The sequence below is a fragment of the Bifidobacterium aesculapii genome (assembly GCF_001417815.1).
In the GTDB taxonomy this organism is placed as follows: Bacteria; Actinomycetota; Actinomycetes; order Actinomycetales; family Bifidobacteriaceae; genus Bifidobacterium; species Bifidobacterium aesculapii.
In genome coordinates this window covers 1-19,435 of record NZ_BCFK01000030.1, presented here as the reverse complement: position 1 = coordinate 19,435, position 19,435 = coordinate 1, and the positions used below count along the sequence as shown (strand labels likewise).

Below are 19,435 nucleotides of genomic sequence, written 5' to 3'. Positions count from 1 at the left end.
CGAATCGTGGACGCGATGCAACGCAACATGAACCGCGGACCCGCCGCTGGCGAGACCGCGCCGCGCTATGCCGCACGATTCTGGGCCGGCGCGATCTGCGCGGTGATCGAACAATGGGTCCGCTCGGATCTGGACGCGCCGGAGGAGGACCTGGCGGACGTCATGACCGCGCTGATGCATCACGGCGTCGCCACCGCCGCCAAATTCGGCACCGGCTGTGCGGTGACGACGCCGTAGGGTCACTGCCGCCCGTCCGACGCGTTCGACACGTGCGCCCGCCTATGTCCGGCTATGCGAGCTTGCGGTATTCCTTCTCATCGACCGGTTCGAGCCATTCGTTCGACTGGCCCTCCTTCTTGGGCATGACGGCGATATGCGCGAACGATTCGGTGGGGGCTGCGCCATGCCAGTGCTTGGTCTCCGGCGGAATGTATGCCACGTCGCCGGGCTTGAGCTCGACCGGGTCCTGTCCGTCGATTTGATAGTAGCCGCGGCCGCCCACGGCGATGAGGATCTGGCATACGCCATGGTGGATGTGCCAGTGGTTCGTGCAGCCGGGTTCGAACGTCACGTTCGCGACGCTCACCTGGCCGTCGCCGGCGAGCGGCGCGAGGTAGCTCCGGCCTTCGAAGTACTGCGCGTACGCGTCGTTCGGCTCGCCCATGGGGAATGCGCTCGGATTGTCCATAATCGTTGTCCTTCCGTTGTTTTCCTGGTCTGTTGCGCCGTCCCGTCGGAACCGAAATCGAACCGTAGTGTCCGCAACGGTTCCGATAGAGGCGCCTCTCGTCGAACGCTACGAACCTCAAGCGCTCGAAGTCAACCTCACTTCTCGGGAAGACCGTGGGCGCAGGCCGCCGTGTTCGCCTACGACGTAGCGCCGCACGTGCATGCCGCGATGTTTGCGACACTGTTAACTGGCATGGGGGCGCCGGGCGACGGTCCGGCGAAACCGCAAGAGTCCCCCGGCATCGCCGGCGGGAACCAATCGACGACAAGGAGCATGATATGAAGAAGACGCTGGTTCTGGTGTTCCACCCGGATCTGAACGGACAGTCCCACGTGAACAAGGCGCTGGCCGCTGCCGCCGGCGAACTGGAGAACGTGACCGTGCGCGACGAGTACGCGCTCTACCCGGACGGCGACATCGACGTGAAGGCCGAGCAGCAGGCCGTCGAGGCGGCGGACCGCGTGGTCTTCCAGTTCCCGCTCTACTGGTTCTCCTCCCCCGCACTCCTCAAGGAGTGGGAGGACAAGGTGCTCGAGCACGGCTGGGCGTACGGCTCCGAAGGCCACGCCTTCGAAGGCAAGGAGTTCGCCGTGGCCGTCTCCACCGGCTCGCCCGAATCGAAATACCAGCCGGACGGCGACAACCTCTTCACCATCGACCAGCTGCTCGTCCCGTTCGAGGGCACCGCCAACCACATCAACGCCACGTGGGTCAAGCCGTTCGTCACCTTCGCGTCCTTCGGCATCAGCGGCGAAACGCTGAACGCGCAGGCCGAGGCATACAAGGCGTTCCTCACAAAGTGAGCTTACCGAGAGACGCCGGTTCCCGGGATTCGACGATGTAATCCCGGGAACCGGCTCACCGCTTGCGGCAGAAGACGATACAGTCAGACGGCAGGCACCTGCTTGCGGCCGCATTCCGGCAGACCGGCCTACGGGTATGGTAAAGGATGCCGCACCGGGAGGGGACGACATCCTTTACCTTGCCTGTGAAGTGGCTTGACGTCTGTTCGTCTCTACGGTGAGACGGCAGTTCGGTGCCGGATTTGCGCAGCCGGGGGCATGAACCTGCGCAATCCGATGACGAACCTGCGCACTTAGGTCTCGAACCTGTACAGTCCTATGGCGAACCTGCGCGATTGAGTCCCGATCCTGCGCAGTCCGATGACGAACCTGCACATGGGGGTCGTGAAGTCCTGTTTGCGCCAGGCAGGGTGGTGCTGGTATGTTCCTTGGAGTTCCGGGCTTTTCAGGGTACGGCATATGTGTTCCAGAGCCTTGTGCTGGGCTTCTTTCAGCACCCCTGTGCGCAGGTTGGGGCTTGGACTGCGCAGGTTCGGTCCCGAATTGCGCAGGTTCGGCCGCCGACTGCGCAGGTTGGCCGCCCAACCGCGCAGGTCATGCCTCGAACCACGCAGATTCACGACAAAAACGGTCCCCGGCCAAGCGAGCATGGGGTGCTCAGCCGAAACAAGCGTGCGGTTGCCCGGTCGGGCGACCGCAGGGAGGCCAAGCAAACGTGAGGCTACTCGGTTGGATAAACATGGGGCTGCCTGGTCTCCGCGCTGTGGCGGTTCGCCCCCGGCATCAGAGAGGATGAGAAAGGCGCTCAACCAACGACATGCCAACAGCGCACGCAAATAAGACCCGCGTGTTGGCTCTTAGCCCCACACACGATGTCTAAGCCTCCACTTCTCTTTATCGCCTCGTCGCATAAACGGTTCAGTCGGCTACATCGCGCATCCGGAGGCCCCATCGTTCACCTTGGCCGACGCGCATGATGGGCTTACAGGAACAGGCGCACCACAGCCACGACGGACAGCACGTAGACGAGCATGCTGAACATGGACTGGCTCACGCGCCGGGCCACCCAACGCCCGCAGAGCACGGCGACGACCACCAGCGGGATCGTCCACGCCATCGCCGTGAAGTTCGTCCACGTGATCATGCCCAAGCCGATGGAGAACGGCAGCTTGACCAGGTTGATGATGAGATAGAACCATGCGGTGGTGCCGAGGAATCGCATGACGCTCAGGTTCTCGGACAGGAAGTAGATGGACGTGATGGGGCCACCCGCGTTGGCCACCATCGTGGTGAATCCGGAGAGTGCTCCGCACACCACGCGTTTAACGAGCGCGAAGGCCTTGGCAGAAGTCGCAGAAGTCGTCTTGGACGAGGATGATTCCACGGGGCGCTGCGCCATTACAGCAACGTCCGCAGCGGCGGGCCCATCCGCGTCGGTATCGGCAGTCCCACGTGAGGGCTCCGCAGCTCTATGCCGGGCGGCGATCTTCTTACGCGCCAGGGACAGGAAATACATGCCCACGAACACAGCGAGGATCACGCCGATCGTCAGGCGTGTGACGGTGTTGTCCGCGACGAACAGGAATCCGGCGCCCGCGACGATGCCGATGGCGACGAACGGGAACAGACGCAGCAGCGTGCGGCGCGACACGTTGCCTCGGTACGCCCAGATGGCGCTCCAGTCGGCCACGATCGCCATGATGAGCGTGATACCGGTCGCCTCCTTGGCGGGCATGACGGCGGTGAGCGTGGCCACGGCGAGAATGCCCGCGCCGGGAGCCAGCGACTTGTCCAAGCCATACAGCACCGCGGCCAAAGCCACCATGGCCATCACGCCCACCGTCATCATCGTCATCTCCCTCTTCTCGTCGCCTCGCATCCATGCCGCACGGTTTTCCGCACCTATAGATGTGATGTGCGGGCACCCATACGGGCGAGTAGGATGACTCATCCTACGCCCGAAAGCCGGACCATGTCCCGCCTGCTTGGAAATCGACAGAATATCGAAACCGGGACCGGTCTTTTCGTGCCGTTCCGCACGGAGTCACACCTCGAACATCTCGGGAGGTCGGCGCGTGGAGAAGCGGAACATGAACGCGGCGAGAACGATGCCCGCCACCGCCAATCCGGCGATGACCCACATGCTCGATGCGAAGCCTTGAAGATACGAGTCGGCGGAGGTCGCGCCGAAGCGCGCGGCGGATGCGGCGAATTCAGTGATCAGTGCGCTGGCCACGGCGGTGCCGATTGCGCCGGCCAATTGCTGGACGGTGTTCATCACGGCCGAGCCGTCGGCGTTGAGGCGCGAAGGCAATTGGTTCAACGCGTGCGTCTGGTCGGGTACGAGCACGAAGCCGGACGCGGCCATGAACAACGCGTACGCGATCGCCACCACCCACACGTTCGCGTGCCCCACGATGAGCGCGATATCCATCACGGTGACGCCGATGAAGCCGCACAGGATGAACTTGGGCGGGAAATGGCTCTTCAACGCGCCACCGATCATCGGGGCTGCGATGGCGCCGACGACCGCGCCGGGCAGCAGGATCAACGCCGCGACGAGCGAACCATGGCCGAAGCCGCGCTGCAGGAGGATCGGCAGCAGGAAGTTCAATCCCAGCACGCCGCCGGACGCCATGAGCAGGATGAGCATGCCGAGCGTGAATCCCGCGTAGCCGAACACGCGCACTTCGATCAACGGGCGGGACATGCGCAGCTGGACGGCGGCGAACACGGCGAGCACCGCCACGGCCGCGATGAGCGTGACCCAGAACCGCCAGTCGCCGTTCCATTCGGCGAAGAAGCTCACCGCCACGATGATTCCGGCGAGTCCCAGCGCCACGAGCAGCAGCGACGGCACGCTGATGGAGGCGTGCTCCTTGTCTCCCGGATGGCGGATTTCAGGCACGGACGCCATGCCGAGCGCGAACGAGAGCACGAGGAACGGCAGCATCGTGTAGAAGATCCAATGCCAGTCGAGGTATTCCATGACCACGCCGCCGAACACCGGGCCGATGGCGGGGGCGGCGCAGGTGACGAGGCTGACGATGCCGAGCATCGCGCCGCGTTGTTCGAGTGGCGACTTCTCCAGGATGATGTTGGTGATGAGCGGCAGCGAGATGCCGGTGCCGAGCGCCATGACGAGCCTGGCTGCGAGCAGCATCGGGAAGCTCGAGGCGAGCGCACCGATCAGCGTGCCGAGCGTGAAGATCGCGACGGCCGTGACGAACAGTGTGCGGGTGGCGAAGCGTCGCACCATGAACGGCGAGCTGGGGATCGCGATGGACAGAAGCAGCAGGTAGCCGGTGGTGAGCCATTGGACGACGGACGCGCCGATCGAGAACTCCTCCATGAGGGTGGAGTAGGCGATGTTGAGCGACGTTTCGGACAGGATGCCGAGGAAGGTGAGGATGGCGAGCGCGATGACGGCGATGACGAGTTTGGGCGCTGCCGGCTGTTTGCCGCCGTTGGCGAGCGTCGTGGCTGGTGCCGATTGCGAAAGGCGGCCGGGTTGCGCCGATTGCGTTGCCGAGGGTGTCCGTGTTGGCTGCTGGTTCATGTTGCTCGTTGCGTTCATGCTGCGGCGTCTTCCCTTCCCTGTGCTTCCTGCTTGTCTTGCGTTTCCTGGTTCCCCCGCTTTTCCTGCTTCGTCTGTGGCGTTTGCCACTCGTCCGCGCGCATGCGGGCGAGCGCTTCGGTCATCGTGCGCGCCACGGTTTCGCATGCTTCGGGGGTGATGCCGGCGAACAGTTCGCCCAGATGCGCGTGATAGTCGGCGACATACGCTTTGCGGATGGCGAGTCCTTGTTCGATGAGTGTGAGTGTGACGGCGCGCCGGTCTGTGTCGTCGGCGTGTTTGGCGAGCAGTCCGCGGTCGGCCATTTCGCCGATGAGCTTGGTGATGCTTGGTGTGGTGACGCCAAGGAAGGCGCTCACGTCGCCCACGCGGGCGGTGGCCGTGTCCTGTCCGTGCGGTGCGTTGATGTGCCAGATGGCGTCGATGACGTGTACGTAGCGCGGTTTCATGCCTTTGGGAAGTTCAGGCATGAGTTCGGTGATGCTTTTCGCCTTCCAGCAGGCGTCCATGAGCAGCCGCACGTATGCGGAGGGCAGTGCCGTGGACATGTCTGCCGTCGTGCGCGTGGTTATGGCGTCGTCCGTGGGATCGGTCATTGGGTCTCCAACCAGTCAATCTGATAGTTACCAAAAATAATGACTATTGGTAACTATATGGGCGCGTCGGACAAACAGGCATCATACCGTGCGAGAGAACCTGACGCTGGGACGCGCCAAGCGAAGGGTTTTCTCGAGAACAGGGGGCGTACTCGGCAGAAGCCGTCGCTGCGTATCCGCCAGTGACGGCTTCTGCCGGAAGTCCGGGAACCGAACGATTCCGGCGATACGTCCGCCGACAAGCTCCGGCTCAACCCATCAATGCCTTGCGGTTATGCGCAACCGGTCTGCATGACTCCGCCCTGCCTACCTGACCGCGGTGAAGAAGAAGCGCGGGAACGGGAAGATGATGCTGCCGTCGGACTGCGTGGGGTACGCCTCGCATACGCGTTCGAACACCTGCCGTTCGAACTCCGCGCGTTCCGCATCGTCGGCGAGCGCCTGGAGGTATGGGCGCAGTCCGGTGCCGCGGTACCAGTCCATGATGGCCTCGTGGGAGGGCAGGGTGTGCATGTAGGTGGTCTTCCACATGCGGAATCGTGTGGCGTGCGCGTTGAGCAGCTCCCAGTAGTCGGGTGGGGTGAGGTTGTGGAATTCGCGCTGCTGGGGCAGCCGGTCGGCGTATCGGGGCGAGTGGACCAGTTCGGCGATGATGCGGTGGATGGGTTCCTCGTAGTTCATGGGCGTCTGTACGGCGAGCGTGCCGCCTTCGCGCAGCAGTCCGATGAGGTTCGGGATGAGGTGCGGATGGTCGGGCACCCATTGGATGCACGCGTTGGAGAAGACGATGTCAATGTCGTGCGGCAGGGCGGCAAGCTGGTCGGTCTGCGAGACGTCGCACAATGCGAAGTCGATGTCGGGGTGGGCGGCGCGTGCGGCGTCGATCATGTCGGGCGAGCTGTCGATGCCGAGGATGTGCGCGTGCGGATAGCGTTCGCGCAGCACGGCGGTGCTGTTGCCCGGCCCGCAGCCGATGTCGAGTATGCGCGTGACCGTGCCGTCGTCGGCGGGCAGTTGCATGGCGAGGTCTCGTGATGGCTGCGTGCGTTCCGTGTCGAAGCGCAGGTACTGTTCGGAATCCCATGTGACCATGCGGCTCATGGTAGCGACGTGGCCACGTGCCTTACCGGTTGCGGCTGCATGATGGAAGGTTTCCTGACGTGGCGTGTTCGGCGGACGCGCGCTAAGGCGCTCCCGCCGGTGCCGACGGCCGGGGCGCGTCCGTCGTCTGTACCTGTTTCCGGCCCGTCAAGCGGCGGCGGGGTCGGACGTGTGCTTCGCGGGTTTGGCGTTGAGGTACCAGTATGCCAACGCGACGAACAGGGATCCTCCGATGATGTTGCCCAATGTCGCCGCAGACAGGTTGTACACGATGGAACCCGCATCCAATGCGCCCGCGCCGGCGGCGCCGGTGCCGAACCCCATGAGCTTGGCCGCCAGTCCCACGGGCAGGAAGAACATGTTGGCCACGCAGTGTTCGAAGCCCATGGCCACGAAGCCCGCGATGGGCAGCAGTATGCCCAGCACCTTGTCGGCCACGGACCGTGCGGCGAACCCGATGCGCACCGCCAGGCACACCAGTATGTTGCACAGGATGCCGCGCACGAACAACGTGCCCCATGCGGGCGTGACCTTCGCCGCGGCGGTCGCCACCGCGAGATCGCCCACCGCGCCGTCGGCGAGCCCCATCGTGCCGGCGAGCGCGACCAGCAGCACCAGCAGCAGCGCGCCGGCGAGATTGCCGAACCAGACGATCACCCAGTTGCGCAGCATCTGCCTGAGTGTGACCTTGCGGGCGGCGAGATCGGAAACCATCAGCGAATTGCCGGTGAACAGCTCCGCCCCGCAGCACAATACGAGCACGAGTCCCATGCAGAAGGCGAGTCCGCCGACGAACCTTTTCGGCCCCCATGTCATCGACGGGTCGGCGGTGACGATCAGGAAGAACAGCGCGCCGAAGCCGATGAACGCGCCCGCGAACATGGCCGAGACGAAGGCGCGCCGTCCGGTCAGCCGCGTCTTGGCGACGCCGGCGTCCTCCACCGCCGCCTCGGTCTCCACCGGGGTGAGCGCGTTGATGTTGAGCCGGGGCGCCGGCGACGCCGCCCGCTCCGGCCTTCCCGTACCCATCGTGTCCGTTCCCATCCGCACGTCCTTCCTTCCGCTCATCGGCGATGACCTCTCCGTCGTGATCGTTCTATGCGACCGCCCCGACCGCCAATGCCCGATTCTACGGCATGGAATCACCGCGGCAGCGGCAGCTCTCGTCACACTCGCCGGTCGTAGGACTGGTCCTCAGTGGGCATCGCACGACGGATGAATTCGTCCATGCCCGGCACGGTGAACGAGATCCGCCCACGTTCCGGCGAATAGATCAGTCCCAGTTCGATCAGCGACAGACGGATCGAAGACAGATCGGAGACGCTGCGATTCATCAGTTCCGCGACCTGGGCCGACGTGCATGTCTCGCCGAGCGAAGCCATCGCGGCAAGATAGTCGCGTCCCAATGGAGTGGCACGCTGCCATCGCGACATGTACAGCCCCTGATCCAATTCTCTACGGGCGACCGGCTCGCCCCGCTTCACCGCGGCGACGGTGATCGGGTTGGAATCCGAAGCATCCCATGTGGCTTTGCCGTACGCCTGGATGAAATAGGGATACCCATTCGACACCTCGACCAGACAGGACAATGCCTCATCGTCGAATGAATATCCCAACTCGCGTGCGGGTTTCTGGAAACCGTCGGCCGCCGCTGCGTCATCCAAACGATCGATGGTGCGGTATTCGAACAGGCGCTCGGCGTAGGAACGCGCTTTGGTCAATACTCCGGGCAGGTTCGGCAATCCGGCACCGATGATGTAGAACGGCAGATTACGTTGACCCGTCTTATGCTGGATGGTAATCAATGTCATCATCACTTCGGCGGACATGTCCTGAAACTCATCCACGAACAGGAACAGTCCGGAATCATCGTGTTTGAGTTCTTCGGCAAGTCCCTCGATCAGCAGTTCCAGCTTGTACGACGACGCCCGAATCGCACGTTTCTCCGCATCCGCACCTTTTAGTTCCACTTTCGCGGACCCGAATACGAAATCCAACGAGATCGATGCAATGCGAGAGAACGCCTCAGCCAGCCGCTGCCGCACATCAGGTTTTCTGATGCGCATGACCGACAACGACAATTCATGAATCAGCTCGTCATATTCGGCCGCGGCATCGCCGTTCGCTTCGATCTGCACAGTCGCCATGCCTTGGACGGAGGCCATATCGTTGAGTTTGAGCAACAATACGGTCTTGCCCATACCGCGCAAACCGCTGTAAATGACACCACGGTCCAACAACCCGAGTTTGGTGCGTGCGATCATTCGGTCCATGATCTCCAGATCATGGGTGCGTCCCACCAGTTCAGGAGGCTGCTTGCCGGCGCCCGGCATGAACGGGTTCAACGCATGCAATGGCAATCTCGACGCGATACCCGTTTCAGCGTTCATGGCGCCCTCCTCATCTTGACGGTATTCGACTATCTCCGCTCATTGTATCGAAGTTTATCTTAATTTATTCCCCTGTATGGATGAAAACGCTGCCGTATCAAGCCGTATATGCCTGTATCTAGTGCTATGAATCTCGATTCGTCACGAACGTTCGTCGCCACGTTCACTCAAGTGCTGCCGCCTGGTCCGCAGCCGATGTCGAGCATGCAAGCGACCGTGCCGTCGCCAGCCGGTTTCGCCGACCGCTCCCCCTCCTGATGAACGGTCATGATGAACGGTCAGGCCGTTATCACTGCTGCTCGACACGAACGTGCTCATCGACTATGCAGTTGAAGGACACCCGGAACACGCATCAGCCGATGGCCCGATGAGGAGAATCGCCGTTCCCGACGTGCTCGGGTACACAACGTCCGGCTCGTTGAAGGATTTCTACCACCTATGCCGAAAGCCATTGGGGGGAACCGGAGTGCAGGAAGCTCATCAGACAGTTCCTCGTTCTCCTGACGGTGCTTCCGATAGGACAGGAGAAATGCCGGAATTCGGCCTATTCGGACGAACCGGACTTTGAAGACAGCCTGATCCGCGCCGCCGCGGAACAGAACGACATGGATTTCATCATCACCCGCGATTCCGGAGCGTTCACGCACTCCCCCTGTAAAATCACTGACCGCGGCACGATACCTGCAGCTGTTCCGCTAGACCCGGCCCTCGTTCATCGCATCAGTCTGCGCAAAACCTCGCATCACGCCAATCGCATTCCCATTCGCCCGAGGAACGACTCGGCCTTCGCGGCGTCGTCGCGGTAGGTTTTGCCGTATTCGTCGATGAGGCCGTGGAACTCCTTGAGGTCGGCGACGGTCAGGGATGTGGCGAGCGTGATCGGGTTGTACACCTTATGGAACGCCGGGTAGCCTGCGGGCGTGCGGTAACCGAGGAACGTGAACAGGCGTCGCGCGTACGTGTCGGCGATGAACGCGCGACGGTCGAACACGTAGAGCAGCAGGTCGTCGGCCGTCTCCCCGCCGATGCCGAACAGGGCCAGCAGCTCCTTGCGCAACGCGTCGTCGTCGACGTCGGCCGCGCCTTCGGGGCGCGCGCCGCACCGTTCGACGTACCATCGGCTCATCTCGCGCAGGGCGCGCGACTTGTTGCGGTAGAAGCCGGACGGGCGTATCAGCTCCTGCAGCCGCGCGTCGTCCATCCGCGCGATGGCATGCGGGTCGAGCAGGCGTTCGGCCTTCAACGCGTCCAGCGACCGATCCGCGTTGCGCCATGACACGTTCTGGATGAGCACCGCGCCGACCATGATCTCGTATGGGCCGTCAGACGGCCACCAGCCGGTCGGGCCCATCTCGCGCAGCATGGTGCGGTACAGCGTTTCAAGATCATCCGGCGTGGGCAGGCCGTCATGCCTCGTCGTGTCAGGCAACGCCGAGCTCCCGTTCCAGCCATCGGCGTTCCGCCTCGATCTCCGCGTCGTGGATTTCGGTGATGGCGATGCGGTACCGGTCGGTCAGGTCCGCGTTGTCGATTGGGCCTTCGCCGTCGCTGTACATGCGGCGCACGTCCGAGTTCAACAGGTCGAGCCTGCGGCGCAGCACCGCGTTGCGGTCGGCCTCGTCCGGCACGACGGACAGGAACGACATGACGACCGACCATTTGGTGATGTCGGTGAGCATGTAGCCATTCGTGCCCTTCAGCTCCTCGACGAGCGCCTCGCGGCCCGCGGGCTCCAAATGGAACTCACGCAGACGACGTCCGTTGACGACGTTGAACGACTCCCCCAGATACCCTTGTTTGACGAATTTGCCGGTGACGGAATGCAGGGTGCCGTCGCTGAACGGGCGCGCATAGCCGAGCAGCTGTTCCATCTTCTTCTTCAGCCGGTAGCCGCACAGCGGCTCCTCGGACAGGAAGCCCAATGTCATGATTTCAACGATGTTCATAGCCATCACTATAGCTCAGGTTGAAATATTTCAGCGCGACACGCCGTGTGGGCCGACAGCAAGGGGGCGCCAAAGGCCAATCGCCGCAATGGTTCTCGAGACGGCAATATTTTATCTCGATATATCTCAGGTTGAGATATATCGAGAAGGGATGTATGTTGATGACCAACGCGGAAACGACGGTCCGATGAGCACCGGCCCACGGACCACGGAGACGCGAGGAACAACACCGCATACGACCGCACCGCGGTCACCGGTATCCACCGGAGACCACGCGGCACGGCAAAGGAAGGAAACCACCATGAGCAACATCACCATCTTCGGCGCAGGCAACATCGGCTCCGCGGTCGCGGGACTGGCCGTCAAGGCCGGCGCGAACGTGCAGGTCATCGACCGCAACCCGGACAAGGCCGCCGCCGCGGCCGAAGGCGTCACCGGAACCAAGTTCGGCGAGCCCATCACCGGTGACATTGTCGTCCTCGCCCTGCCGTTCCCCGCCTACGCGGACGTGCTCGCCGCCTACGCCGGCCAGCTCGCCGGCAAGACCGTGGTCGACCCGTCCAACCCGATCGACTTCGCCACCTTCGACCTCGCCCTGCCGGAAGGCTCCAAGTCCGCGGCCGAATACCTCGCCGCCCAGCTGCCGGACAGCACGATCGTCAAGGCGTTCAACACCACGTTCGCCGCCACGCTCGCCACCGGCTCCAACGACGGCGCACCCACCGTGGTGCAGCTCGCCTCCGATAGCGATGACGCCAAGAACGCCGTCAAGGCGTTCGTCGAGGCCGCCGGCCTCAAGACCGTGGACGCCGGCGCGCTCAAGCGCGCCCAGTACCTCGAGGGCTACGGCGCGCTGCAGATCATCCTCGGCGTAACCGAGCAGACCCCGTGGACCGCCGGCTTCAAGGTCGTCAAGTAACCCGCAACGAACAACAACCGCACGGGTATCGTCGGGTGAGGCCCTCCGAATGGAGACCTCCCACGCTATACGAAGGTCCCGCCCCATCCGGCAAAGCCTCATCGGATCGGGCGGGATCTTTGCATACCAACCGTATCTCGTAAGCCGCAATCGGAAGGCTCACGTTCGACCGCCCCGCGGCTGCCGGCGAAAACGGTCGGCCATGGCGGCCGTCTGCTCGCATGATTACGCATAACGAACAGGCTGTTATCGTTCCATCCGTTCACACGCGTGTGTATGGCGGATCTTGCGAAGCGGCGACGCCGTCGTTTCCTCTCCAGCAGCGTCGTTTCCGTCCCAAGCTTGGGATAATAGCGACGCCGAGACCGGACACGGCCCCGAGCCGGCCGCATCCCGCCCGGTTTCGCCCGGTTTCGCGTCGTTTCCGTCCCAAACGCGTCGTTTACGATCCACGTTTGGGATGCAAGCGACGCTGACGGCCCTCTAGGCGTCGTTTCCGTCCCAAACGTGGGACGACGCCAACGCTGTTGGGGCAACGGCGACGCTGACGACCCCCTCTCCGCCCCTCAGCGTCGTTTCCGTCCCAAACATGGGACGATGCTGACGCTGTTGGGACGGAAACGACATCAGCCGGCCTTTGTTGCTTCCCCGCGCGCTCTGCGTTCCCCGCGCCCCTGCGATCCTCTCTCCCCGCGTTCCCGGCGAGGCGAGTCCTGTCGTGGGATAATGGGCGGTGATGATGCGTGTCCGGCATGACCGGTCATACGCTCCGCGAAGTCCCGGAAGGTTATGACGCCTATGGAATCCAGTTGGCAGACCGCACTGTTGGCAGCCTCCGCGCTAGGGGTTCCCGGGGCGACCCTGATGGTCGTCGGCATCGTCGTCGTTGCGCTTTCCAGAAGGAGGCTTGCCGCGTGCACGGCGGTCACGACCGGTTTCGTCACGGACTACCGGTTCACGAGTGGCGACAATGAGGGCATCGCGCCCGTGCTCGCCTATCAGGTGAATGGATGCCGCTATGAGGTGGTGCGGCGCTTCCGCCGCGTCTCGTCGGTGAAAGTGATCGCGCCTTGGCTGCCGTCCGGCGAAGTGAAGCTGTGGGTCACGCCGGATGACGTGCTTCATGTGAAGTACAAGGGGTCCGGCATCATGCATTACGACCGGCCCGCCAGACAACTATGGCCGTTGGGCAGTCCGATGCCGGTCTACTACAATCCCGACAAGCCCTGGCAGGCGTACGCGCAGGTCAAACGCTCCGGTTCGAAGGGGACCGCGATGATACTCATCATCCTGGGCGCCGTGATGCTGTGCGTTCTCGCGCCGATGACAAGCCTTCTGTTCCTTCGATGACATAATCGTCCGTCAACCGCGGCCGTAACGGCGCACACGGTCGACGGACGACCTTTCGGCCCGAATCGGGCGCCGTCAATGCCGCATGCCCGGACGGAGTCCGCGGTCGCGCACGAAGAACGCGGCGACAAGGCAGGCGGCGCAGACGACGGCGACGTCACGGAACGAGGCATGCACGCCCAACGCCGATGCCTCCGCCACGTCCACGCCAGCGGCCGCGGCGGCCGAGGCGTGCGTGTTCATGATGGTGACGAGCAACGCGATGGCGATGGCGCCCATGGTCTGACGCATCGTGTTGTTCATCGCGGTGCCGTGGGGGATCTCAGGCCCGGTCAGCTGGTTCAGCGCGGCGGTGACCAACGGCATCGAGCAGAACGCGGAACCGGCCAGCAGCAGCGCGAAATACGCGGACGGCATCCACACGGGCGTGCGCGCGTCCATCGTGGCGAGCAGCACGGCGGCCGCGGTCAGAACAGCGAACCCGACGATCGCGACCGGGCGGCCGCCGAACCGGTCGTAAAGCCTGCCGGTCACCGGGTTGAGCGCGCCCATGACGATGCCGCCCGGCATCATCAGCAGACCGGATTCCAGCGCATTCACGCCGAGATCGTTCTGAAGATACAACGGAATCACGTTCTCCACGCCGATGAACGCGGCGAATCCGATCACCGAGATCGTCAGGCACAACGTGAACATCGGGATGCGGAAGATACGGAAATCCAGCATCGGCTGGTCGAGCCGCATCTGTCGAATGATGAACACCGCCAGCGCGACCACGCCGACCGCGAGGGCGGCCAGCACGTCCACGCTGCCCCAGCCGTTCTTCCCCGCTGTGGAGAAACCGAACAGGACGCCGCCGAAGCCGAGCGTGGAAAGCACCACCGAAAGCACGTCGATGTGCGGGCGGGTGGGCGTGCCGACGTTGCGGACCGTGAACCATGCGGCGATGATCACGCCGCCCGCGATGGCGACGAGCAGGCCGAACATCCAACGCCAGCTGAACCATTCGACCAGCAGGCCGGAGACGGTCGGGCCGATGGCCGGCGCGAAGGCGATGACCATGCCGAACATGCCCATCGCCTGACCGCGGCGTTCCGGCGGATAGACGCGGAACAGCACGGTCTGCAGCAGCGTCATCAGCACGCCCGCGCCGCACGCCTGGATTATGCGGCCGGCGAGCAGCAGCGCGAAGTTCGGGGCGAGCGCGCATACGAGCGAGCCGGCGAAGAACATGCCCATCGCATACAGGAACAGCTGGCGCGTGGTGAACGTCTCGACGAGGAACGCGGTGACGGGGATCATGATGCCGTTGGCGAGCATGAACCCGGTGGTGAGCCATTGCACGGTGCTGCTGGAGATCGCGAACTCGCGCATCAGCGTGGGCAGTGCGGAGATCATCAGCGTCTGGTTGAGCACGGCCACGAACGAGCCGACCATGAGGGTGGCGATCATGGCGGTCGGGTTGCCGGCTACGGCATTCGGCTCGATTGTGTTGCGTGAGGTCAATTCGTCTGCCTTTCGTCGAGTGACGCCAATGGCACGGCGTCGAAGGCGAATCGTTCCTGTTGCAGCCGCCGCCGGATCCCACTCATCCGGCGCGGGCATGATTGTACGGTCGATGGCCCTTCATTCAGTCACATTCGGTCGCGCGGGAACCGACTCGGCGGCACCCCGCTCCCGGCATGCCATGATAGTCCCCGACCGGACCGAACTCACCGTTCACGCCAACAGGCGAGCTCGTAGGCGAGGATGAGACCGAGCAGGACGGCGGAGGCGAGGAACACGGCACGCAAGGCCAGGGTCAGCGTGGGCAGGAACGTGGCGACGACGCCGAACACGGCCACGCCGACCGCGCCGCCTACCTGCCGGAACGTGTTGAACATGGCGGAGGCGATGCCGGCCTGCGCCGTCTCCACGCTGGCGAGGACGACGCCCGCGGCGGCGGGCGTGGTGATGGCGGCGCCGAATCCGACGACGCTCAGGCCGGTGGCGATCGCCCACACGGGAATCGGCGCAGGGTACAGGAACTCGAACAGGAAGCCGGCGATCATAATCGACAGTCCGAGCGTGATCGAGAACCGCGAGCCGCGCGCGGTGATGATGCGCCCGCCGACGATGTTGCCGCCGATGGTGACGAACGAGCTCGGCACGAACACGAGTCCCGCGGCGAGGGCGCCCATCCCCCGATCGTTCTGCAGGAACATCGTCGAGATGAACACCATGCCGTACCAGTTGAAGATCATGACGAATCCGATCATCAGCGCCACCCGCATGCCGCGCACGCGGAACAGGCCGAGCGGCATCATCGGCGTGGCCACCCGAGCCTGCGAGCGCACGAACGCCGCAAGCGTGAGCCCGCCGCCGACCGTCAACCCCCATGCGAGGGGCGAGCCGACGCCGAGCGCGCCGATTTCGATGACGCCCGCGATGAACAGGACGAACCCGGTGAGCGCCAGCGTCTGCCCCACCCAATCGAACGGCTTGGGGCGGCGGGGTGAGGGTGCGACGCGCAGTGTGAGCAGGAGCACGAGCAGGCAGAACGGCACGTTGATTGCGAACACGAGGCTCCAGTGGATTGGTGTGAGCAGTCCGCCGAGCAGCGGTCCCACGGCCGAGGCGCTCGCCCCTCCCGCGCCCCATAGGGCCAGCGCCCATGCGCGGCGCCGCGGATCCGGGTTCGCCTCGTTGATGAGGGACATCGATGCGGGCAGGATGAGCGCGGAGGCGACGCCGAGCAGGCATCGTCCGGCGACGAGCACCGCCATCGACCATGCGAACGAGCTGAACAGCGATGCCGCGGCGAAGAGCGTCGCCCCGGCGACGAACACGTGTTTGGCGCCCCACCGGTCGGCGAGGTTGCCGCATAGGAGCAGCAGTGCGGCGAACAGGAGGCTGTAGCCGTCGACCACCCATTGCTGGACGGCCATGTCTCCACCGAGGTCGCGGGCGATGGTCGGCAGCGCCACGTTGACGATGAGCACGTCCATGCCGACGAGGAACGAGGCGATCGATGCGGCCGCCGTGGCGAACGCCGCCGGATGGCGGGCGTCGAGTTGGTCACGGTGGCCGCGGCGGCCGGCGGCGGACCGGTCACGGGCCGTGATGTCCGACGGTCCGCCGTCTTCGGTGCCTGTGATGTCGCGCGTTGCGGTCGATGAGCGCATGCCGTTCCTTCCCCGTCGTTCGTTTCCTATGCGATCGCCCTCCAGTGAACGTTCGACACTATTCCGTCGTAATCCGTACAGACAATCGCATGGGACAGTGTAGGCTTGACGACAGGCGAAAATCCGCGGATATCGAATGATTGTGGTTTATAGTCTATAAACCACAAGTTCACATATGCTACGGTCGGCGCACGTTCGACCCATCGGAAGCGCCGCGGACGACCGGCAGGGCGCGAGGAAAGGCGGGAGCGGATCATGTACGACCGGAGACTGGACGCGTTGATCGCCGCCGCCGAGACGGGCAGCTTCGCGGCGGCCTCACGGCGACTGCACATCTCGGCGCCGGCGTTGGCAAAGCAGGTCAACACGTTCGAGAGGGAATACGGGATCACGGTGTTCGACCGGTCCCGCAGTGGCGTGACGCCGACCTCGGCCGGTTCGGGATTCATCGAGGACGCCCGTTCGATCATCCGCCAATCGAACGAGATCATCGCGAGGATGCGGCGGCGCACGCACGCGGATGTTCCTCCGGTCAGGCTCGGCATCTCCATGCTGCGTCCTGCCAGGCGCATCCTCGACCTGTGGCAGCGCGGCGCCGACCCGCGTATCCGATTGGAGCTCGTGCCGATGCCGGACGACGACGTGCCGATCGACGAGATCATCGCCCGTCTGGGCGAGGACATCGACGCGGTGGCCACGGCGTTCGCGCCCGACCATTGGAACGGCGTGTGCGGCACGCTGCCGATCGCCGACGAACCGCTGTGCCTCGCCGTGCCGCGCGGGCACCCGTTGTCCCGCCTGCCGATCGTCACGCTCGACGATCTCAACGGTCGCGGCGACGCCCGCACCCACATACGCATCCTGCGCCGGTACGGCGGCACCGACGACATCGCCCGGGATCTGCTGGAACGTTTGCCCGGCGTCGAACTGGTCGACATCGACCACTACGACCTGAACCTGTTCAACGAGTGCGCAGACGCGGGCGACCTGCTCATCTCGAAACCGATGTGGGCGGGCGTGCACCCGCAGCTCGTCAACGTGCCCGTCGACTGGCCGCGGCCGGTCGGCATGCGCTACGGCCTGCTCTACCCCTCCGATCCCGAACCGCAGGTGAAGGCTTTCGTCGCACGCATCGCCGAACTCGCCCATGTGCGTGCGGCTGCGTGGGACTAGATTGGGAGACGACGGAGAGCTCGGCGAATTCGGGAGGCGCGCAATGACCGGCCGCATCACCATATGCCATGTCGGCGTGATCATGTTGAGGGTGTTCTGGTGGCTGCTGGCGGCGGCCACCGTAGGGTTCGGCGGCACGCTGGCCTCGATGCTCGCCGCGGATTGGCCTGCACCGTGGGCGGACTCCTGGCCGGTCTGGGCGATCTCGTTGGCGGCGGTCGCACTCGTCCTGTCGATCGTCTTCTGGATCGGCATCATCGCCGTGTACGCCACCAGCGTGCAGCTCAGATTGAAGATCCGCGTGATCGGCATCGTGTGCGGCTGGATCCCCATCGCGAACCTCGTGGCGCTCAGGCTCATCATCCGCACGGCCGCCGAAGAGGTCCGCTTCGAGACCGCCAAGGAAAGGCTCGACCGTTCGCGTGCGGCCGCGCGCGTATGCGCCACGCGATACCCGGTGCTGCTGGTGCACGGCGTGTTCTTCCGCGACACGAAGGCGCTCAACTATTGGGGGCGCGTGCCGGGCGAACTGCAGCGCAACGGCGCGACCGTGTTCTACGGCGAGCATCAGTCGGCCGCGTCGGTGCCGGATTCGGCGCGCGAGCTGACCGAACGCATCCGGCGCATCGTCGAGACGACCGGCTGCGGCAAAGTGAACGTGATCGCCCATTCGAAGGGCGGATTGGACATGCGCTATGCGATCGCCCGCTGCGGCGCCGCGCCGATGGTGGCGTCATTGACGACCATCAACACGCCGCACCGCGGCTGCGGGTTCGCCGACTACCTGCTCACCAACATCCCCGCCGGAGCGCAGGCGCGCGTGGCCGCCACCTACAATGCGGCCGCCTCGCATCTCGGCGACACGCACCCCGATTTCATGGCCGCCGTGCATGACCTGACGCAGGCCGGCTGCGCGCGCCTCAACGCCGAGATCGGCGACGCTGCGGAACTCTCCGGCGCGGCGGGCGCGGGGAACGCGAATCCCGCGCCGGCGACCGACCCGTTCCGCGGCATCGTATGCCAAAGCGTCGGCTCGAAGCTGGCGCACGCCACGACCGGCAAGTTCCCGTTGAACTTCACGTACCCGCTCGTCAAATGGTTCGACGGCCCCAACGACGGTCTGGTCGCGCAACCCTCCTTCCCGTGGGGCGAACGGTTCACATGGCTGGAGCCGAACGGCACGCGAGGCATCTCCCACGCGGACATGATCGACCTGAACCGCGAGAACATCCCCGGATTCGACGTGCGCGAATTCTACGTCGGCATCGTCGCCGACCTCAAACGCCGCGGCCTGTAGTACGCGCCCGCACCCACTTCCGCCCGCGCCCGCTGGCGAATTCGCCCACTGTTCTCCGGCGATTCGCCCAACCGGACACCGTGAGCGTTACCATAGGCGGTGTGGGGATGTGATTTCCCGCGGATATGAATGATTGAATGAGTAGCGAAGAACACAGCAAAGACAACAGAACAATGGAAAACAGTGGTTTTACTATCGACCGCTCGTGGCTGACCGAGGCGAAGGAAAGCATCAGCCAGTGGTCGTACATCATGTTGAAGGATGCGGACAACAACGACATCGACTGGGAGTGGGTGAAGGGACTCGACCTGGAGCATGGCATCGGCGTGGCCTCCCCCGCCGATCTCGAGGCGGGCGCCTTCCCGCACACACCCCCCCCCCCAGGGGGG

Annotated in this window: 17 protein-coding genes and 1 pseudogene; 7 read left to right on the top strand and 11 right to left on the bottom strand. The window is 64.3% G+C overall.

Annotation, left to right across the window (positions count from 1 at the left end; genetic code table 11):
* On the top strand, positions 1-237 hold a 237-nt coding region (locus BFAL_RS04375), incomplete at its 5' end, for a TetR-like C-terminal domain-containing protein (RefSeq protein WP_236691669.1).
* 52 nt (positions 238-289) lie between these two features.
* Here the strand turns inward: BFAL_RS04375 and BFAL_RS04370 are convergent.
* A complete protein-coding gene (locus BFAL_RS04370) occupies positions 290-688 on the bottom strand; it encodes a cupin domain-containing protein (protein ID WP_055427209.1) in 399 nt (132 codons plus the stop codon).
* A gap of 320 nt (positions 689-1,008) precedes the next feature.
* Between BFAL_RS04370 and BFAL_RS04365 the strand changes: the two genes are divergently transcribed.
* A complete protein-coding gene (locus BFAL_RS04365) occupies positions 1,009-1,533 on the top strand; it encodes an NAD(P)H-dependent oxidoreductase (RefSeq protein WP_055427208.1) in 525 nt (174 codons plus the stop codon).
* Between the two features lie 982 nt (positions 1,534-2,515).
* Here BFAL_RS04365 and BFAL_RS04355 read toward each other — a convergent pair.
* From BFAL_RS04355 to BFAL_RS04320, 8 genes are all read right to left on the bottom strand, one after another.
* On the bottom strand, positions 2,516-3,388 hold the full coding sequence (locus BFAL_RS04355; RefSeq protein ID WP_055427206.1) for a sulfite exporter TauE/SafE family protein: 873 nt from the start codon (positions 3,386-3,388) through the stop codon (positions 2,516-2,518).
* A gap of 189 nt (positions 3,389-3,577) precedes the next feature.
* A complete protein-coding gene (locus tag BFAL_RS04350) occupies positions 3,578-5,110 on the bottom strand; it encodes an MFS transporter (RefSeq protein ID WP_236691668.1) in 1,533 nt (510 codons plus the stop codon).
* A complete protein-coding gene (locus BFAL_RS04345; RefSeq protein WP_236691667.1) occupies positions 5,107-5,706 on the bottom strand; it encodes a MarR family winged helix-turn-helix transcriptional regulator in 600 nt (199 codons plus the stop codon). Before BFAL_RS04345 ends, BFAL_RS04350 begins: the two co-directional genes overlap by 4 nt.
* A 306-nt stretch (positions 5,707-6,012) precedes the next feature.
* Positions 6,013-6,798: a methyltransferase domain-containing protein gene (locus tag BFAL_RS04340; RefSeq protein ID WP_055427205.1), complete on the bottom strand. Its 786-nt coding sequence runs from the start codon at positions 6,796-6,798 to the stop codon at positions 6,013-6,015.
* A gap of 156 nt (positions 6,799-6,954) precedes the next feature.
* Positions 6,955-7,851, bottom strand: a complete 897-nt coding sequence (locus tag BFAL_RS04335; protein ID WP_082440361.1) for a formate/nitrite transporter family protein — start codon at positions 7,849-7,851, stop codon at positions 6,955-6,957.
* Between the two features lie 122 nt (positions 7,852-7,973).
* A complete protein-coding gene (locus BFAL_RS04330) occupies positions 7,974-9,197 on the bottom strand; it encodes an ATP-binding protein (RefSeq protein WP_055427204.1) in 1,224 nt (407 codons plus the stop codon).
* Between the two features lie 742 nt (positions 9,198-9,939).
* The gene (locus BFAL_RS04325; protein ID WP_082440363.1) at positions 9,940-10,560 is read right to left on the bottom strand and encodes an endonuclease III domain-containing protein; all 621 of its coding nucleotides are present in this window, start codon (positions 10,558-10,560) and stop codon (positions 9,940-9,942) included.
* 58 nt (positions 10,561-10,618) lie between these two features.
* Positions 10,619-11,143 carry a PadR family transcriptional regulator gene (locus BFAL_RS04320; RefSeq protein ID WP_055427202.1) on the bottom strand — a complete coding sequence of 175 codons (525 nt, stop codon included), beginning with the start codon at positions 11,141-11,143 and terminating at the stop codon, positions 10,619-10,621.
* Between BFAL_RS04320 and BFAL_RS04315 the strand changes: the two genes are divergently transcribed.
* Both BFAL_RS04315 and BFAL_RS04310 read left to right on the top strand, forming a co-directional pair.
* A complete protein-coding gene (locus BFAL_RS04315) occupies positions 11,124-12,062 on the top strand; it encodes an NADPH-dependent F420 reductase (RefSeq protein ID WP_306345421.1) in 939 nt (312 codons plus the stop codon). The genes BFAL_RS04320 and BFAL_RS04315 overlap by 20 nt on opposite strands.
* 798 nt (positions 12,063-12,860) lie before the next feature.
* On the top strand, positions 12,861-13,412 hold the full coding sequence (locus BFAL_RS04310) for a DUF3592 domain-containing protein (protein ID WP_152973532.1): 552 nt from the start codon (positions 12,861-12,863) through the stop codon (positions 13,410-13,412).
* A gap of 75 nt (positions 13,413-13,487) precedes the next feature.
* Here BFAL_RS04310 and BFAL_RS04305 read toward each other — a convergent pair whose 3' ends face one another.
* On the bottom strand, positions 13,488-14,918 hold the full coding sequence (locus BFAL_RS04305) for an MDR family MFS transporter (protein WP_160319030.1): 1,431 nt from the start codon (positions 14,916-14,918) through the stop codon (positions 13,488-13,490).
* Positions 14,919-15,124: 206 nt separating this feature from the next.
* Positions 15,125-16,576: an MFS transporter gene (locus tag BFAL_RS04300; RefSeq protein ID WP_082440360.1), complete on the bottom strand. Its 1,452-nt coding sequence runs from the start codon at positions 16,574-16,576 to the stop codon at positions 15,125-15,127.
* Between the two features lie 255 nt (positions 16,577-16,831).
* On the opposite strand from BFAL_RS04300, the gene BFAL_RS04295 reads away from it, so the two are divergent.
* From BFAL_RS04295 to BFAL_RS10960, 3 genes and pseudogenes are all read left to right on the top strand, one after another.
* The gene (locus BFAL_RS04295; protein WP_055427199.1) at positions 16,832-17,749 is read left to right on the top strand and encodes a LysR family transcriptional regulator; all 918 of its coding nucleotides are present in this window, start codon (positions 16,832-16,834) and stop codon (positions 17,747-17,749) included.
* A 43-nt stretch (positions 17,750-17,792) separates the two neighbouring features.
* Complete coding sequence (locus BFAL_RS04290) at positions 17,793-19,046, top strand: esterase/lipase family protein (RefSeq protein WP_055427198.1); 1,254 nt, start codon at positions 17,793-17,795, stop codon at positions 19,044-19,046.
* Between the two features lie 137 nt (positions 19,047-19,183).
* Positions 19,184-19,435 (top strand): annotated as a pseudogene (locus BFAL_RS10960) (hypothetical protein); the annotation flags it as partial.

What these genes read in the sequence shown, in the direction of transcription:
- BFAL_RS04370 (WP_055427209.1), bottom strand. Translation starts at nt 688, where the DNA reads ATGGACAATCCGAGCGCATTCCCCATGGGCGAGCCGAACGACGCGTAC.
- BFAL_RS04365 (WP_055427208.1), top strand. Translation starts at nt 1,009, where the DNA reads ATGAAGAAGACGCTGGTTCTGGTGTTCCACCCGGATCTGAACGGACAG.
- BFAL_RS04355 (WP_055427206.1), bottom strand. Translation starts at nt 3,388, where the DNA reads ATGACGATGATGACGGTGGGCGTGATGGCCATGGTGGCTTTGGCCGCG.
- BFAL_RS04350 (WP_236691668.1), bottom strand. Translation starts at nt 5,110, where the DNA reads ATGAACGCAACGAGCAACATGAACCAGCAGCCAACACGGACACCCTCG.
- BFAL_RS04345 (WP_236691667.1), bottom strand. Translation starts at nt 5,706, where the DNA reads ATGACCGATCCCACGGACGACGCCATAACCACGCGCACGACGGCAGAC.
- BFAL_RS04340 (WP_055427205.1), bottom strand. Translation starts at nt 6,798, where the DNA reads ATGGTCACATGGGATTCCGAACAGTACCTGCGCTTCGACACGGAACGC.
- BFAL_RS04335 (WP_082440361.1), bottom strand. Translation starts at nt 7,851, where the DNA reads ATGGGAACGGACACGATGGGTACGGGAAGGCCGGAGCGGGCGGCGTCG.
- BFAL_RS04330 (WP_055427204.1), bottom strand. Translation starts at nt 9,197, where the DNA reads ATGAACGCTGAAACGGGTATCGCGTCGAGATTGCCATTGCATGCGTTG.
- BFAL_RS04325 (WP_082440363.1), bottom strand. Translation starts at nt 10,560, where the DNA reads ATGCTGCGCGAGATGGGCCCGACCGGCTGGTGGCCGTCTGACGGCCCA.
- BFAL_RS04315 (WP_306345421.1), top strand. Translation starts at nt 11,124, where the DNA reads ATGATTTCAACGATGTTCATAGCCATCACTATAGCTCAGGTTGAAATA.
- BFAL_RS04320 (WP_055427202.1), bottom strand. Translation starts at nt 11,143, where the DNA reads ATGAACATCGTTGAAATCATGACATTGGGCTTCCTGTCCGAGGAGCCG.
- BFAL_RS04310 (WP_152973532.1), top strand. Translation starts at nt 12,861, where the DNA reads ATGGAATCCAGTTGGCAGACCGCACTGTTGGCAGCCTCCGCGCTAGGG.
- BFAL_RS04300 (WP_082440360.1), bottom strand. Translation starts at nt 16,576, where the DNA reads ATGCGCTCATCGACCGCAACGCGCGACATCACAGGCACCGAAGACGGC.
- BFAL_RS04295 (WP_055427199.1), top strand. Translation starts at nt 16,832, where the DNA reads ATGTACGACCGGAGACTGGACGCGTTGATCGCCGCCGCCGAGACGGGC.
- BFAL_RS04290 (WP_055427198.1), top strand. Translation starts at nt 17,793, where the DNA reads ATGACCGGCCGCATCACCATATGCCATGTCGGCGTGATCATGTTGAGG.